Source organism: Caballeronia sp. INML2 (genome assembly GCF_023631365.1).
Taxonomy (GTDB): domain Bacteria; phylum Pseudomonadota; class Gammaproteobacteria; order Burkholderiales; family Burkholderiaceae; genus Caballeronia; species Caballeronia turbans.
In genome coordinates this window covers 56861-71807 of sequence record NZ_JALQDH010000010.1, presented here as the reverse complement: position 1 = coordinate 71807, position 14947 = coordinate 56861, and the positions used below count along the sequence as shown (strand labels likewise).

At 66.5% G+C, this 14947-nt stretch carries 17 protein-coding genes; 9 read left to right on the top strand and 8 right to left on the bottom strand.

The window, feature by feature from the left end; translation table 11 throughout:
• Positions 1-34: 34 nt before the first annotated feature.
• Positions 35-1822: an autotransporter assembly complex family protein gene (locus tag NCT32_RS03190; RefSeq protein ID WP_061118811.1), complete on the bottom strand. Its 1788-nt coding sequence runs from the start codon at positions 1820-1822 to the stop codon at positions 35-37.
• 342 nt (positions 1823-2164) lie between these two features.
• On the opposite strand from NCT32_RS03190, the gene NCT32_RS03185 reads away from it, so the two are divergent.
• The 4 genes from NCT32_RS03185 (at position 2165) to panD (ending at position 4568) form a co-directional block, all read left to right on the top strand.
• Entirely contained in the window at positions 2165-2353 is a 189-nt protein-coding gene (locus tag NCT32_RS03185; RefSeq protein WP_250476444.1) for a DUF3460 family protein, read from the top strand.
• An 86-nt stretch (positions 2354-2439) separates the two neighbouring features.
• Entirely contained in the window at positions 2440-3267 is an 828-nt protein-coding gene (locus tag NCT32_RS03180) for a ScpA family protein (protein ID WP_061118907.1), read from the top strand.
• 70 nt (positions 3268-3337) lie between these two features.
• Complete coding sequence (gene panC / locus NCT32_RS03175; protein WP_061118809.1) at positions 3338-4171, top strand: pantoate--beta-alanine ligase; 834 nt, start codon at positions 3338-3340, stop codon at positions 4169-4171.
• A gap of 10 nt (positions 4172-4181) precedes the next feature.
• Positions 4182-4568 (top strand): aspartate 1-decarboxylase, encoded by a 387-nt coding sequence (gene panD, locus NCT32_RS03170; RefSeq protein WP_061118808.1) that lies wholly within the window; start codon positions 4182-4184, stop codon positions 4566-4568.
• Positions 4569-4616: 48 nt separating this feature from the next.
• Here the strand turns inward: panD and NCT32_RS03165 are convergent, their stop codons facing one another.
• A complete protein-coding gene (locus NCT32_RS03165) occupies positions 4617-5243 on the bottom strand; it encodes a ParA family protein (protein ID WP_061118807.1) in 627 nt (208 codons plus the stop codon).
• 198 nt (positions 5244-5441) lie between these two features.
• Here NCT32_RS03165 and NCT32_RS03160 point away from each other — a divergent pair, with 198 nt between their 5' ends.
• On the top strand, positions 5442-5861 hold the full coding sequence (locus tag NCT32_RS03160; RefSeq protein WP_061118906.1) for a PaaI family thioesterase: 420 nt from the start codon (positions 5442-5444) through the stop codon (positions 5859-5861).
• Here the strand turns inward: NCT32_RS03160 and NCT32_RS03155 are convergent.
• Entirely contained in the window at positions 5855-7330 is a 1476-nt protein-coding gene (locus tag NCT32_RS03155; protein WP_061118806.1) for a cobyric acid synthase, read from the bottom strand. The genes NCT32_RS03160 and NCT32_RS03155 overlap by 7 nt on opposite strands.
• A gap of 56 nt (positions 7331-7386) precedes the next feature.
• Here NCT32_RS03155 and cobU point away from each other — a divergent pair, with 56 nt between their 5' ends.
• From cobU to NCT32_RS03135, 4 genes are read left to right on the top strand one after another with little or no spacing between them, the layout of a single operon-like run.
• Positions 7387-7935 carry a bifunctional adenosylcobinamide kinase/adenosylcobinamide-phosphate guanylyltransferase gene (gene cobU, locus NCT32_RS03150; RefSeq protein ID WP_061118805.1) on the top strand — a complete coding sequence of 183 codons (549 nt, stop codon included), beginning with the start codon at positions 7387-7389 and terminating at the stop codon, positions 7933-7935.
• 5 nt (positions 7936-7940) lie between these two features.
• Positions 7941-8882: an adenosylcobinamide-phosphate synthase CbiB gene (cbiB, locus tag NCT32_RS03145; protein WP_061118804.1), complete on the top strand. Its 942-nt coding sequence runs from the start codon at positions 7941-7943 to the stop codon at positions 8880-8882.
• Between the two features lies 1 nt (position 8883).
• Positions 8884-9879: a threonine-phosphate decarboxylase CobD gene (gene cobD / locus NCT32_RS03140; RefSeq protein ID WP_061118803.1), complete on the top strand. Its 996-nt coding sequence runs from the start codon at positions 8884-8886 to the stop codon at positions 9877-9879.
• Positions 9879-10769, top strand: coding sequence for a cobalamin-binding protein (locus NCT32_RS03135; RefSeq protein ID WP_061118802.1), 891 nt, complete (start codon positions 9879-9881; stop codon positions 10767-10769). Before cobD ends, NCT32_RS03135 begins: the two co-directional genes overlap by 1 nt.
• A 19-nt stretch (positions 10770-10788) precedes the next feature.
• Here NCT32_RS03135 and cobC read toward each other — a convergent pair whose 3' ends face one another.
• The 5 genes from cobC to NCT32_RS03110 are packed head-to-tail and all read right to left on the bottom strand — an operon-like array spanning position 10789 to position 14935.
• Positions 10789-11358, bottom strand: coding sequence for an alpha-ribazole phosphatase family protein (gene cobC, locus NCT32_RS03130; RefSeq protein ID WP_061118801.1), 570 nt, complete (start codon positions 11356-11358; stop codon positions 10789-10791).
• Positions 11343-12101: an adenosylcobinamide-GDP ribazoletransferase gene (locus NCT32_RS03125; RefSeq protein ID WP_061118800.1), complete on the bottom strand. Its 759-nt coding sequence runs from the start codon at positions 12099-12101 to the stop codon at positions 11343-11345. The genes cobC and NCT32_RS03125 overlap by 16 nt, the downstream gene beginning before the upstream one ends.
• 1 nt (position 12102) lies before the next feature.
• Positions 12103-13152, bottom strand: a complete 1050-nt coding sequence (gene cobT / locus NCT32_RS03120; RefSeq protein ID WP_061118799.1) for a nicotinate-nucleotide--dimethylbenzimidazole phosphoribosyltransferase — start codon at positions 13150-13152, stop codon at positions 12103-12105.
• Between the two features lie 11 nt (positions 13153-13163).
• The gene (locus NCT32_RS03115; protein WP_250476404.1) at positions 13164-13940 is read right to left on the bottom strand and encodes an ABC transporter ATP-binding protein; all 777 of its coding nucleotides are present in this window, start codon (positions 13938-13940) and stop codon (positions 13164-13166) included.
• Entirely contained in the window at positions 13937-14935 is a 999-nt protein-coding gene (locus NCT32_RS03110) for an iron ABC transporter permease (RefSeq protein WP_061118905.1), read from the bottom strand. The genes NCT32_RS03115 and NCT32_RS03110 overlap by 4 nt, the downstream gene beginning before the upstream one ends.
• Positions 14936-14947 lie beyond the last annotated feature (12 nt).

Below are 14947 nucleotides of genomic sequence, written 5' to 3'. Positions count from 1 at the left end.
GCCGATTCACTTCCCTTCATCGTTCTCGCGCGCATCAGAAGGCGATGCCGAGCGTCAGATACGGCTTGATGCTCTTGTTCTTGAACCCATACGCCAGGTCGACGTTCACCGGGCCGACCGGGCTGCGCCAGCGCGCGCCGATGCCCGCGCCGGGCTGGAACACGCGCTCGCCCCAGGTGTCGGTCGCGGTGCCGATGTCGAAGAACACCGCGCCGCCCCAGTCGTGCGTGAACCAGTGTTGATATTCGCTGCTGCCCGTCACCATGTACTTGGTCGGCAGGATCGAGCCCGCGACGTTGTTGCCGATACTCAGATAGCTGTATCCGCGCACCGAGTTCGCGCCACCCGCGCGAAACAGCAGCGACGCGGGCACGCCGCTCGACGGCCCGCTCGTGAACACGCCGCCGAACTCCGCGCGGAACACGAGCAGATCGTTCTTGCCGAGCGGCACATACTGCAGCGCGTTGGTGTAGAGGCGCGCGAACGTCTGATCGGCCATCACGCCCTTGACGGCGAAGCCCGCCTCCGCCCGGATGATATTGCCGCGGCGCGGGAACAGCGGATCGTCGACGTCGCGGCGCACCCAGCTCCACGCGGGCACGAGCGCGCGCGCCGTCGACGGATTCGGCTCGTTTTGCGTCAGGCGGTCGTCGTAGAAAGTCAGCGAATACGTCGTGTCGATGTTCTGACGCGAGCGCGAACGCTGCACGCCGACGCGCGCGCTGTAGATCTCCGTGCTCGATACGTCGGTGATCGTGTAGGAGCCGAATACGGCGTTCACCCAGCCGTGCGAATCGGGCGGCATCGCCAGTTGCACGCGGCCGTACTGCTGCGTCTGGTCGAGCCGGCCGGAGATCGTGAACGGATACGCCTTCCCGAACGTGTCGAGATAGCTGTACGCGCCCTGGATGTGAAAACCCGTGTCCGTCGCGTAGCCCACGCCGTAGCGGATGCTGTTGTACGGGTACTCGCTCACCTTCACGTGCAGCGGCGTTTCGACCGGCTTGCTGACGTCGTTGTCCACGTCGATCGCCACGCTCGCGTAGTACGGCGTGTTCTGGATCTGCCGCTGCAACTCGTTTACGCGCGCGACGTCGTACACCTCGCCTTCCTGAATCGGATTCACGTGATCGATGATCCACGCGGGATAGCGCTTCGGCCCGCTCACATCGAGCTTGCCGAGCGTGAAGGTCGGACCGCTGTCGAAGGTCACGGAGAGATCGGCGAGATGCGCGCGCGGATTGATGCGCGCCTGCGAGCGCACGATCTTCGCGCCGAGATAGCGCTTCGACTGCAGCGCCCTAAGCGCGGCGTTCTTCGCATCGTTCCAGCCGCTTTGCGTGAACGGATCGCCTTCGTTGACCGAAAAGGCGAAACGCGCCGCGTTCTCCCGCGCGTGGTCCTCGGTCGTCACCGCGCCGGTGAAATGCAGCTGCACCGAGGCGATCTGGGTCCGCGGGCCGGGGTCGACGCTCACCTTGACGCTGCGTTTGTCGTCGACGGTCGTGACATCCGTGCGCACGACCGGCGTGAAATAGCCTTCGGTCGCGACGAGATCGCGCACGTCCTTGGGCGTGGCGGTGACGAGGAACTGGAACTGGTCGTCGCTCACGTCGTCGCGCCTCGCGAAGCGCGCGATGTCGAGATTGTCCTTGAGCAGCTTCTTCACGCTGCGCGGCGCGTCGACGTCGACGTCGTACTTGGCGAATGCAGGCGTGGCGAGGCCGAACGCGATGAACGCGACCATCAAGGCCGGCAAGCGTCCCGCGCCTGGCGACTTCGCGCGCAACGCGCGCAGCGGATCAAACGAACGCCCCGCCAAACGTGACCTCCGGCATCGGGATGAATGGGATTGGTATAAACGTGCAGCCGACGCGCAAGCGGGCGCAGGCGCTATTTCACCACATCGGCATGCGCCGCCACCGCAAAGCGGCCCGCCTCGCGCCAGACGTGCGCCGTTGGACGGCTCTGTGCCGGCCGGGTTCCGCAAAACCGGCACGCACGTGCGCCTTTCGAGACACGAAACACGCGCTCGCCGATATGCGTTGCCGCCGCACGCTTGCGGTAAAATTCCGCCCAAAGGCAAATTCACAGGCGAAACGCGCGCTGGCGCGTTCGCCGACATCGTCAAAGAGGCCTGCGCCTCGACCCCAACGGAAGCCGGATCATGTATCAGTCGGATATCACCCAGTTCATCAATCAGTTGAAAGAGCAAAAGCCGTCGCTGGAAGAAGAACAGCGCCGCGGCCGCGCACTTCTGTGGGACAAGCAGCCGATCGACCTCGACGAGCGCAGCACGCAACAGAAATCCCGCGTGAACCAGACGCCCTACGTCTACTACCAGAACTTCTGAACGTGAGCGCAGCCGGCCACGAGCCGCAATCGTCCGCGCATTCGCCGCATGAGGGCAAGCGCGACGACGCACGGGAAGACCGGACGGTGGCGCTCGCCACGCCCGCGACCGATTCGACGCCCGACACCATCGACGGCGTTGCGATCGCGCATCTGTACGGCGAGCCGCTCTGGAAGCTGCCCACCGACCTCTACATTCCGCCCGATGCGCTAGAGATCTTTCTCGAAGCGTTCGAAGGCCCGCTCGACCTGCTGCTCTATCTCATCCGCAAGCAGAACTTCAACGTGCTCGACATCCCGATGGCGGATGTCACCGCGCAATACCTCGGCTACGTCGACCAGATCCGCGAATCGAATCTGGAGCTCGCGTCGGAGTATCTGCTGATGGCCGCGATGCTGATCGAAATCAAGTCGCGCATGCTGCTGCCGGTCAAGAAAGCCGACACCGGCGAGGAAGCCGAAGACCCGCGCGCCGAGCTCGTGCGGCGCCTGCTGGAATACGAGCAGATGAAACTCGCCGCGCAGAAGATCGACCAGCTGCCGCAGCTCGGCCGCGACTTCCTGCGCGCGGACATCTATATCGAGCAATCCGCCGAGCAGCGCTTCCCCGACGTCGACATGAACGACCTGCGCGCCGCGTGGGCCGACGTCATCAAGCGCGCGAAGCTGGTTCAGCATCACAAGATCTCGCGCGAGGAGCTTTCGGTGCGCGAGCATATGAGCGTGATCCTGAGGCGGCTTCAGACCGCGCGTTTCATGGAGTTCACGGAGCTTTTCGACACCACGCGCGGCGTGCCGGTGGTCGTCGTGAATTTCATCGCGATGCTGGAGCTGTCGCGCGAATCGCTGATCGAAATCACGCAGGCCGAGCCTTACGCGCCGATCTACGTGAGACTCGCGTACTCGCCCGCCTAGAATTCGCTTTTCCTTTCCCTAGCCTCGGTGCGACGCTGATCCAAGCCGCCCGCCAGGAGACACCCGCTCGATGAAAGTCATCAGCTCCATCCATGAACTGCGCGACCAGTTGCGCGGCCAGAACCGAACCGCCTTCGTCCCGACGATGGGCAACCTTCACGAAGGCCATCTCTCGCTGATGCGCCTCGCGCGCCAGCATGGCGATCCGGTCGTCGCGAGCATTTTTGTGAACCGCCTGCAATTCGGCCCGAACGAAGATTTCGACAAGTATCCGCGCACGCTGCAGGACGACATCGAAAAGCTGCAGAAAGAAAACGTCTACGTGCTGTTCGCGCCGACCGAGCGGGACATGTATCCGGAGCCGCAGGAGTATCGCGTGCATCCGCCGCACAATCTCGGCGACATTCTCGAAGGCGAATTCCGCCCCGGCTTCTTCACGGGCGTGTGCACGGTCGTGATGAAGCTGATGTCGTGCGTGCAGCCGCGCGTCGCGGTGTTCGGCAAGAAGGACTATCAGCAGTTGATGATCGTGCGCGCCATGTGCAACCAGTTCGCGTTGCCGACAGAAATCGTCGCGGCCGAGACCGTGCGCGACGCGGACGGCCTCGCGCTGTCGTCGCGCAACCGGTTCCTGTCGGCGGATGAGCGGGCCGAAGCGCCCAAGCTCGCCGAAGAGCTACAGCGCGTGCGCGAAGCGGTGCTGTCGGGCAATCGCGATATCGCCGCGCTCGAGCGCGATGCGATGAACGCGCTCGCCGGTCGCGGCTGGAAGCCCGATTACATCAGCGTGCGCAAGCGCTCCAACCTGCTGCCGCCGGGCGAGGCGGACGCGGATGCGCCGCTCGTCGTGCTCGCGGCCGCGAAACTGGGCACCACGCGACTCATCGACAATCTGGAAATCTGAAGGAAGCATCATGCAACGCACCCTGCTCAAATCGAAGATTCACCGCGCGACGGTCACGCACTGCGAATTGCACTACGAAGGCTCGTGCGCGATCGACGAAGACCTGCTCGAAGCCGCGAACCTGATGGAGAACGAGCAGATCGACATCTGGAACGTGAACAACGGCGAGCGCCTCACGACTTACGCCATCAAGGGCGAGCGCGGCAGCGGCATGATCTCGCTGAACGGTTCGGCCGCCCGGCGCGCGCAACTGGGCGATCTCGTGATCATCGCGGCGTTCGCGCAGGTCGATGAGGAAGAGATCAAGGCGGGCTGGAAGCCGAATCTCGTGTTCGTCGACGACGACAACCGCATCAAGGGAAGCCGCGATCACGTGCCGACGCAGAACTGGACGTAATCGCCGCTTCCTGGCACAAGCCGGCGTTCCTGCGGGACGCCGGCTTTTTTATTTTTTACACACCCATTCGATGATCGGCGCCCACTGCTCCAGATCCTTCTCGACGCGGCTCTTCGCCACGTCCCAGATGGTGAGACCGTGCGCCGCGAGCTGGACGTAGTTCTGCGTATCGCGCAGAAAGCCGAGCACCGGCAGGTCGAGCCCCTCGACGAAGCGATGCAGCTGGTCCGCCGAGCGCGTGCGCGCATCCACGCGCATGCCGACCACGCCGACTTCGATCGATCCCTTGCGCACCGCCTTTTCCTTCGCGAGTTTCGCGAGAAAGTCCTGCGTCGCGAGAATGTCGAACATCGACGGCTGCAGCGGCACGATCACCTTGTCCGCCAGTTCCAGCGCGAGCGCGAGGCGATTGCCGTGCACGCCGGCGGGGGTATCGACGACGGCTTTCTCCAGACCTTTGGGCGGCTTCGCGGGCGTATCGATGTCGATGACCCATTCCTCGATCTTCGGCAGCGTGTCGACGCGCAACGAGAGCCACGCGTGCGATGAGCGCTGCTTGTCGAGATCGGCGAGCGCGACCCACTCGCCTTCTGCCGCGAAATACCCGGCCAGATTGGTTGCGAGCGTGCTTTTGCCCACGCCGCCCTTCGGATTTGCCACCACGATCACGGTCATGAAGTGTCCCGGATTTTTTGTTGAGCGCGCGGGCGCTTGGCCGCGCGGGCGCGCACGATTTCGCTTTACAAGAACAGGTGCATGATTCGAGCGTTGATATTATCGGCAAAAGTGCTGCATCCGGCACGCTGGCCGAACGGCCGTGCCGCATTCGCCGCCAATCCCGGCATTCGTCCTCCTTTCCGACTCCGACCGCCCATGACCCAGCTCCGCCCCGATGTCACGCTCGATTTCCTGCGCCACCGCCAGAAAGGCCGCCTGCCCGACCTGCTCGGCGTGCAACTGATTTCGCTCGATCAGGGCGAACTGAGCGGCGAACTCACGATCCGTCCGGAACTGCTCGCGCCCAACGGCTTTCTGCACGCCGCGACCGTCGTCGGCCTGGCGGATACGTGCTGCGGCTACGCATGCATCGCGCATCTGCCGGAGAAGGCGCAGAACTTCACGACGCTCGAACTGAAGAGCAACCACGTTTCGACGGCGCGCGAAGGAAAGATCGTCGCGAAGGCCACGGCCGTGCATCTCGGACGCAGCACGCAGGTATGGGACGCGACGGTAACGAACGGCGACGGCAAGCTCATCGCGATGTTCCGTTGCACGCAGATGATTCTTTATTGAGCGAAGGCGGCCTGCAGGGCGTCGAGATCGAGCGATTGCGCGAACGAATCCGCGAGACGATCGAGCGACACCTCGCGCAGCGCCGGGTAATCGAGCGGCTCGGCGCCCTTCACGCCCGCCCATGCGAGCAGCGCGGCGCAGGCTTCGGGTGTGTCGAATAGGCCGTGCAGATAGGTCGCGGCGATCTGACCATCGTCCGAAACGGCGCCGTCGACGCGCCCCGCATCCAGCGCGACGAACGGCCGCGCGAGCGCCGCGCCATGCGTGCGGCCCATGTGGATCTCGTAGCCGCGCACGCTCGCTTGCGTGTCGCCGATCGTCAGCCGGCCAGCGACGTTCTCCAGTTGCTTTTGCCGCGTGAGCACGGTGACGAGATCGAGCAACCCGAGCCCGTTCACGCAACCCGCCGCGCCTTCGACGCCATCCGGATCGTCGATCGTGCGCCCGAGCATCTGCATGCCGCCGCAAATGCCGAGCACCTTGCCGCCATAACGCAGATGCCGTTCGATCGCGCGGTCCCAGCCGTTCTCGCGCAGCCACGCGAGATCGCGTTGCACGCTCTTCGAGCCGGGCAGCACGATGAGATCGGCGGGAGGCGGCGCGATGCCCGCGCGCACGTAGCTGAAATCGACCTGGGCGTGCGCACGCAGCGCATCGAAATCCGTGTGATTGCTGATGCGCGGCAGCGCGGGCACGATCACCTTCAACGCAGGTGCATCGCGGCGCACGTGCGGCTGGCTCGGCAGCATGTCTTCGGCGTCGAGCGTCAGGCCGTGCAGATACGGCAGCACGCCGAACACCGGCTTGCCGGTTTGCGCTTCGAGCCAGTCGAGCCCTGGTTCCAGCAAGCCGATATCCCCGCGAAAGCGGTTGATGACGAACCCGCGCACGCGCGCCCGCTCGCTTTCCGACAGACACGCCAGCGTTCCGACGAGATGCGCGAACACGCCGCCGCGATCGATATCGGCGACGAGCACGACCGGGCAATCGACGCGTTCCGCAAAACCCATGTTGGCGATATCGCCCTCGCGCAGATTGATTTCGGCGGGACTGCCCGCGCCTTCGACGATCACCGCATCGAATTGATCCTGCAGGCGCGCATAGGATGCGAGCACGGCATCGAACGCGATGCGCTTGTAGTCGTGATACGCGCGCGCATCCAGGTTCGCGTGCGCGTGACCGTGGATGATGACCTGCGCGCCGCGATCGCTCGTCGGTTTGAGCAGCACCGGATTGAAGTCGATGCGCGCCGGCACGCCCGCCGCGATCGCCTGCAGCGCCTGCGCGCGGCCGATCTCGCCGCCGTCGATGGTCACCGCGCTGTTGAGCGCCATGTTCTGCGGCTTGAACGGCGCGACACGCACGCCGCCGCGCCGCGCGAGACGGCACAGGCCCGCGACGAGCGTGCTCTTGCCGGCATCGGACGTCGTGCCCTGGATCATCAACGTGCCGCGTGGCGTGAATGGCATCGGGGGATTCCCATGAAGAGCAACTCGCTATCTTAGCCCGTCAGTACAATATCGCGATGACCCCCGATCTCACTTTCATCCTCGGCGGCGCGCGCTCCGGCAAGAGCGCCCGCGCGGAACGTCTTGCCGCCGAAAGCGGGCTGCCCGTCACGTATATCGCGACCGCCCGCGTGGGCGATGCGGAGTTCGCCGAGCGCGTGCGGCATCATCGCGAGCGCAGGCCGGCGCACTGGTCGCTGGTCGAAGCGCCGCTCGATCTCGCGGGCGCACTTCGCGAAGCCGATCGCCCCGGGCATTGCGTGCTGATCGACTGCCTGACGCTGTGGCTCGCGAATCTGCTCTTCACGCCGACGAACGCGGGCGAAGCAATCGCCGTCCTGCCCGCCAGCGCGCGCGAGGCCTTCGCGCAATTCGACGCGGCGCTTACCGGCGTGCGCGGCAAGGTCATCGTCGTGAGCAATGAAATCGGGCTGGGTGTGGTGCCGCTCGGCTCGGTCACGCGTCTTTACGTCGATGAACTCGGCCGTCTGAATCAGCGCGTCGCCGCCGCGAGCGCGCGCGCGACGCTGATGGTCGCGGGCCTGCCGCTCTCGCTCAAAGGATAAGCGCGATGCTCCTTCTCTCCGCCTACGCGATGGCCCTGCTGGCGGTGCTCGGCGTGATCGTCGATCGCATCGTCGGCGAGCCGCGCGCGCGGCATCCGCTCGTCGGCTTCGGCACGCTCGCAAAGAAGCTCGAAGCGCGCATGAACACCGGCTTTCGCGCGCGGCCGGCGGGCATCCTCGCGTGGTTCGTGCTGGTCGCGCCGCCGGTGGGTATCGCGTGGTTCCTCGTCAGCGTGCTCCCGTTCGCCTATGCGTGCCTCGTGCATGTGTTGCTGCTCTGGTTCGCGCTCGGCGCGAAGAGTCTGCGCGAACACATCGCGCCGATTGCGCGCGCATTGAGCTTCGGCGATATCGACCACGCGCGCACGCTGACCTCGCGCATCGTGTCGCGCGACACGTCGCACGCCGACGAAAACGCGCTCTCGCGCGCGGCCGTCGAATCCGCGCTGGAAAACGGCAACGACGCGATCTTCGGCGCGATCTTCTGGTTCGCGGTCGCGGGCGGCCCGGGCGCGCTGATGTTCCGCCTCGCCAACACGCTCGACGCGATGTGGGGCTATCGCACGCCGCGCTATCTGCGCTTCGGCTGGGCGGCCGCGCGTTTCGACGACGTGCTCAACTTCATTCCCGCGCGTCTCACGGCGGCGACCTACGCGCTTGGCGGCGATACGCACATGGCGTGGCATTGCTGGCGCACGCAGGCGCGCTCGTGGGACAGCCCGAACGCCGGCCCTGTGATGGCCGCGGGCGCGGGCAGTTTGAACGTGCTGATCGGCGGGCCGGCGGTGTATCACGGCGTGCTCGAATCGCGGCCGACGCTCGGTGCCGGTCACGCGGCGAACCCGAGGCATGTGGTCGCGGCGTTGCGACTCGTCGAACGCGCGATGCTCATGTGGCTCGTGGCGCTGCTGGTCTTCGCCGCCCTCGGCGTCACCACGGGTAGCTGACATGGCGCATCCCATCCGGCATGGCGGCAATCTGCGCGAAGCGGCGCGCCGTTACGCGATTCCTTTCGATGACTGGCTCGATCTATCGACGGGCATCAATCCGCGCGGCTTTCCGGTGCCGCCCGTGCCCCCCGAGGCATGGCGACGCCTGCCCGAAGACGACGATGGCCTCGCGGAGCGCGCCGCGCGCTATTACGGCGCGCCTTTCGCGTTGCCGGCCGCCGGTTCGCAGGCGGCGATCCGCGCGCTGCCTGCGCTGTTGCGCCGCGCGACGGCGGGCGTCGCGCCACTGACCTACGGCGAATACGCGCCGGCGTTCGCGCGCGCAGGGCACGCAATCGCGACGCTCGACATCACCGAGCGCGACTTGCCCGATACGGTCGATCACGTGATCATCGCCAATCCGAACAACCCGACGGCGCAACACATTCCGCGCGACACGCTTTTGCATTGGCACGCGCAGCTCGCATCGCGCGGCGGCACGCTGATCGTCGATGAAGCATTCGCCGATGTCGATCCCGCCTCGTCGCTGGCAAGCGAAACCGCGCGCGAAGGGCTGATCGTGTTGCGCTCGGTCGGCAAGTTCTTCGGCCTCGCGGGCATCCGCGCGGGCTTCGTGCTGGCCGCGCCTTCGATCGTCGATGCATTGCGCGACGCGCTCGGCGCGTGGACCGTCAGCGGCCCGGCGCGGCACGCGGTCATGGCCGCGTTCGCCGATACCGACTGGCAGCGCGCGACGCGCGAACGCCTGAATCGCGACGGCGCGCGCCTCGCCGCGTTGATCGCGAGCCACGGCTTCGACGTGCGCGCGACGCCGCTCTTCGCGTGGACACCGATGCCCGAAGCGCGTGAGATTCAACACGCGCTGGCGTTGCGGGGCATCTGGACGCGCCTCTTCGATATGCCCGGCATGACGCCGAGCCTGCGCATCGGCTTGCCGGATGCGGAAGGCGACTGGGCGCGCCTGTCGCTCGCATTGCAGGAGACTTGCGCGTGATGCTGCGCGGTGCAATCGCCTTGCTGATCGGCGTCGCTGCTGCGCAAGCGCACGCGATCACCGTGACCGATGACAGCGGCGCATCGGTCACGCTCGCGAAGCCCGCGCAACGCGTCGTCAGTCTCGCGCCGCACGTGACCGAACTGCTGTTCGCGGCGGGCGGCGGCGCGCGCATCGTCGGCGCTGTGACGTATAGCGACTATCCGAAGGAAGCGCAGGCTATCCCGCGTGTCGGCGACAACAAGGCGCTCGACCTCGAACGCATCGTCGCGTTGCATCCCGATCTGATCGTCGTGTGGCGGCATGGGAACGCGGCGCGTCAGATGGATCGACTGACGGCGCTCGGCATTCCGGTCTACTTCAGCGAACCGAAACATCTCGACGATATCGCCGCGAGCATCGACAAGCTCGGCGCGCTGCTCGGCACGTCAGCGCAAGCACACGCGAGCGCGGATGCGTTCACGCGCGACATCGCGCAACTGCGCGCGCGTTATGCGGCGCGGCCGACCGTGAGCGTGTTCTATCAGGTCTGGGACGATCCGCTGATGACGCTCAATCGCGACAACGTCTTCGACGAAGTGATCGGGCTGTGCGGCGGCGTGAACGTATTCGCGGCGGAAAAACCGCGCGTGCCGACGATATCGAGCGAAGCCGTGCTCGCGGCGAATCCCGAAGCGATCGTCACCGCGACGCCCGGCGCGACGCAGCCGGATCGCCCGTTGCCGGCGCTCGAACGATGGAAGCGCTGGACATCGTTGACGGCGGTTGCGCGCGGCAATCTCTTCGGGATCGACGGCGATCTCATCAACCGGCCGACGCCGCGCCTCGTGCTCGGTGCGGCCGAGCTTTGCCGCGATCTGGAAACCGTGCGCGGGCGGCGTGTGAAATAACCAGGGTAGCGCCGAAAGCCTAAGCATTCCACCGCACAAGCAGCCACTGCCCGCGCACGCGCCTGAACCACGCGAGCCCGCCGAAATCGAGCGGCCATTGCAGCGCGCTCTCACGCGCGATGCCGAGAAGATGCGCCGCAAGCACACGCACGACGCCCGCATGAGCGACGGCATGCACGGCGTTCTTATCGACACACGCCGCGTCGAACCATGCGATAACGCGTTGCGCGAACTGCGCGAGACTCTCACCGCCGTGCGGACACGCATGTTCGACATCGGCGGCCCAGGCATCGATGAGCGCGCGATCGATCGTGTCCCACGCGCGGCCTTCCCACGCGCCGAAGTGCATCTCCATGAGACGCGCATCGATATGCGCATCGGCTGAAAGGACACGCGCCAGCGACGCGCATCGCTCGAGCGGACTCGCATGCCATCCGTCCACGCACGCCGGAACGTCCAGCGCCTTCATGCGCGCCGTCAATGCGCCGGCGAGATCGCGCACATCGTGGCGCAAGGGCACATCGGTCTGGCCATAGCACACGCCCGCTTCGATGGCGACTTCTGGATGTCGAATCAGGACGAGATCCATGCGAGCCCGATGAGATAGATCGCGATTTCGAACACTTGCTGCGCGAATCCCAGGCAATCGCCCGTATAGCCGCCGATGCGACGCACGAAGTATCGCCCGATAAAGAAGCGCAAAACGATCAGCGCGACGATCGTGACGCACGCGAGCTTCCAGTCGATCACGAAAAGCCAGGGCACGCCGAACACGAGCGCGAGCGCGAACGACGCAGCGCTCATGCGCTGCGCGACCGGTTTGGCCTTGCCCTCGGCGCGCACGTAGTCGAGCGTGACGAGATAGCTGATCGCGAACGCGCGGCTCGCGGCGTGCGCGGCGATCATCGTCCACGCGACGCGTTGCGGCGGCAGCGCGGTGAGCGTCTGCCATTTCAAAGCGAGCGCGATCACGAGTGCAATCGCGCCGAATGCGCCGATGCGCGAGTCGTGCATGATGCGCAGCGCATCCTCGCGCGTGTACGCGCCGCCGAACGCATCGACGCAATCGGCGAGTCCGTCTTCATGGAACGCGCCGGTCATGACGAGCGTCGCGGCCATCGATAACAGCACTGCGACGCCCGCGGGAAACACGCGCAACGTCGCGAGATAGACGAGCGCCGCGACGCCGCCGACCATCGCGCCGACGAGCGGAAAGTAACGCGCCGCCGCGTTCAGATACTCGCGCTCGAAGCCGACCCAACGCGGCACCGGCACGCGCGTGAAATAGCCGAGCGCGGTGAAGAAGTAGCGCAGTTCGTCGAGGGGACGCATCTCAACCGGCTTTGTTCGACACACCGGCCGACTCGAAGCTCGCCATCTCGTCGACGAACGCGACGGCCGCGCGCAGGATCGGCAACGCGAGCGCCGCGCCCGTGCCTTCGCCGAGCCGCAGATCGAGTTGCAAGAGCGGCGCGGCATCGAAATGCGCGAGCATGCGCCGATGCCCCGTTTCGTTCGACGCATGCGCGAACACGCAGTACTCGAGCACCTCGGGCGCGATCTTCGCGGCCACGAGCAACGCCGATGTCGCGATGAAGCCATCGACCAAGATCGTCATGCCTTCGCATGCGGCGGCGAGATACGCGCCCGTGATCATCGCGATTTCGAAGCCGCCGAAGGTCGCGAGCGTGTCGATCGCATCGCCTTCGCGATGCAGCGCGAGCGCGCGGCCGAGCACATCGCGCTTGTGCGCGAGGCCATGGTCGTCGAGACCCGTGCCGCGGCCGACGCACTCGCCGATCGGCAGATCGCACAAGCGGCTCATCAGACACGCCGCCGCCGATGTATTCGCGATGCCCATCTCGCCGAAGCCGATCACGTTCGTGCCGAGCGACGCGTGATGCCGCACGCGCGCCGCGCCGCGCGCGATGCCTTCGAGCGCGGTCTCGCGCGACATCGCGGGCTCCCGCGCGAAGTTGCGCGTGCCGAGTCCCAGCGACAGGCGTTCGTACCCGTGGTCGATGGGAATCGGCGTCGCGACACCCGCATCGACGACTTCGAGCGACATGCCGACCGAGCGCGACAACGCGTTGATCGCCGCGCCGCCGCTCAAGAAATTCGCGACCATCTGCGCCGTCACTTCCTGCGGATACGAACTCACGCCCTCCTTCGCGATGCCGTGATCGCCGGCGAAGACGATCATCGCGGGACGCTCGATGCGCGGCCTGGTCGCGCGCTGGATCAGGCCCATTTGCAGCGCGAGGGATTCGAGCCGCCCGAGACTGCCGGGCGGCTTCGTCTTCATGTCGATGACGCGGCGCAGTTCGGCTTCGAGTGCGCGGTCGAGTGCGCGGGGCAGCGGGATGTCGTTGAACGAGGACATCGAAATTCCTTTCAGGGGCGATGAATGGAAGGCACGAGCGCTTCATGCTCGCCGTCGCGGATGAGCGCGAGCGGATAGCCGAATGCCGCGCCCGCGCGTTCGGGCGTGAGGACGTCGGCGACGAGGCCCGCGTGAGCGGCGCCGTTGCCGTCGAGCAGGAGCGCATGCGTCGCGAAACGGCGCGCAAGGTTCAGATCGTGGCACGAGAAGATTACGGTGCGCTTGTGCTCGCGCGCGGTGTCGCACAACGTATGCAGGCAGTCGATCTGATGACGCAGGTCGAGATGCGAAAGCGGTTCGTCGAGCAACAGGCACGGTGCGTTCTGGCACAGCACGGCAGCCAAGGCAACGCGCTGGCGTTCGCCACCCGAGAGCGTCAGCACGTCGCGCGAGGCGAAGGACGCGAGGCCGAGCGTGTCGAGCGCGGCGCGCGCGGCGCTGCGGTCGTCTTCGTTCTCCCAACCCCAGCCGGTGAGATAGGGAAAGCGGTTGAGCAATACGGTGTCGAGCACGGTCGCGCTGAAGGCGTCGTGCATGGCTTGGGGCATCAGCGCGCGCGCGCGTGCGAGGTCCGCCGCGCGCCATGACGCGAGTGCGCGGCCATCGAGCGACACGCGGCCTGACGCCGGTTTCGAGAGACCCGCGAGCACGTTGATGAGCGTCGTCTTGCCCGCGCCGTTCGGCCCGGCGATGCACCATACTTCGCCCGTCGATATCGTCTGCGTGAGACCGCCGATGAGCGTGCGCGCGCCCGCGCGAATCACGACGGCATCGAGTTGCAAGGTCATCGCGCTCTCCGCAAGAGCATCCACAGGAACATCGGCACGCCGATCAGCGCCGTGACGACGCCCACCGGCAACTGCGCGGGCGCGATCACGGTGCGCGCGGCCAGATCGGCGGCCATCACGGCGAGGCCGCCCGCGAGCGCGGCGGCGGGCACGAGCATGCGCTGATCGTTGCCGAACGCGAGGCGCAGCAGATGCGGCACGACGAGGCCGACGAAGCCGATGGTTCCCGCCGTCGTCACCGCAGCCGCCGCGGCGATCGACGCGACGAGATACACACGCAGGCGCAATCGTTCGACCGGCACGCCGAGCGCACGCGCGGTGGCATCGCCGCGCAGAAGCACGTTCAATTGCGGCGCGACAGGAACGATGGCGACGAGCGCGACAGCGAGCGCAATCAACGCAGGCCACGGCGCAGCCGCGCCATTGAGATCGCCCGTCAGCCAGAAGATCATGCCGCGCAGCCGGTTCTCGGGCGCGATGCTCAGCATCAGCGTGATCAGCGCGCCCCATCCCGATGCGATCACGACGCCCGTGAGCAATAGTCGCGGCGACGCATCCTGAGCGCTCTGCCTGAGATCCTTGCGCGCGAGTCCGAGCACGACGACGATCGATGCGAACGCGCCCGCGCACGCCGCGATATCGACGCCCCACCACGGCACCGATGCGAGCATCGCGGCAAGCGCGAACGTCGCGGCGCCGCCGGATACGCCGAGCACGTACGGCTCCGCGAGCGGATTGCGCAACAGCACTTGCAGCAGCGCACCCGCCATCGCGAGCAGCGCGCCCGATGCGAAGCCCGCGAGCGCGCGCGGCAGCCGCAAGGTGAGCACGATCTCATCGGCGATATCGGGCATCGCGGCGTGCGAGCGAACGAGCGCGCCGAGCGCACGCGACATGGGCAACGCGACACTGCCCATCGCGAGCGACGCGACGAGCACGATGAACGTCGCCACGGCGAGCGCGATCCAGATCGCGGCCGCGCGGCTCGCGTTCATCGCACGCGCACG

Bases quoted from the DNA above. Each gene is read 5' to 3' on its own strand.
- NCT32_RS03155 (WP_061118806.1), bottom strand. From the start codon at position 7,330: ATGCCATTCACGCCACGCGGCACGTTGATGATCCAGGGCACGACGTCC.
- cobU (WP_061118805.1), top strand. From the start codon at position 7,387: ATGACCCCCGATCTCACTTTCATCCTCGGCGGCGCGCGCTCCGGCAAG.
- NCT32_RS03125 (WP_061118800.1), bottom strand. From the start codon at position 12,101: ATGCGTCCCCTCGACGAACTGCGCTACTTCTTCACCGCGCTCGGCTAT.
- NCT32_RS03110 (WP_061118905.1), bottom strand. From the start codon at position 14,935: ATGAACGCGAGCCGCGCGGCCGCGATCTGGATCGCGCTCGCCGTGGCG.
- NCT32_RS03160 (WP_061118906.1), top strand. From the start codon at position 5,442: ATGACCCAGCTCCGCCCCGATGTCACGCTCGATTTCCTGCGCCACCGC.
- panC (WP_061118809.1), top strand. From the start codon at position 3,338: ATGAAAGTCATCAGCTCCATCCATGAACTGCGCGACCAGTTGCGCGGC.
- cobC (WP_061118801.1), bottom strand. From the start codon at position 11,358: ATGGATCTCGTCCTGATTCGACATCCAGAAGTCGCCATCGAAGCGGGC.
- panD (WP_061118808.1), top strand. From the start codon at position 4,182: ATGCAACGCACCCTGCTCAAATCGAAGATTCACCGCGCGACGGTCACG.
- cobT (WP_061118799.1), bottom strand. From the start codon at position 13,152: ATGTCCTCGTTCAACGACATCCCGCTGCCCCGCGCACTCGACCGCGCA.
- NCT32_RS03135 (WP_061118802.1), top strand. From the start codon at position 9,879: ATGCTGCGCGGTGCAATCGCCTTGCTGATCGGCGTCGCTGCTGCGCAA.
- cobD (WP_061118803.1), top strand. From the start codon at position 8,884: ATGGCGCATCCCATCCGGCATGGCGGCAATCTGCGCGAAGCGGCGCGC.
- NCT32_RS03115 (WP_250476404.1), bottom strand. From the start codon at position 13,940: ATGACCTTGCAACTCGATGCCGTCGTGATTCGCGCGGGCGCGCGCACG.
- NCT32_RS03165 (WP_061118807.1), bottom strand. From the start codon at position 5,243: ATGACCGTGATCGTGGTGGCAAATCCGAAGGGCGGCGTGGGCAAAAGC.
- cbiB (WP_061118804.1), top strand. From the start codon at position 7,941: ATGCTCCTTCTCTCCGCCTACGCGATGGCCCTGCTGGCGGTGCTCGGC.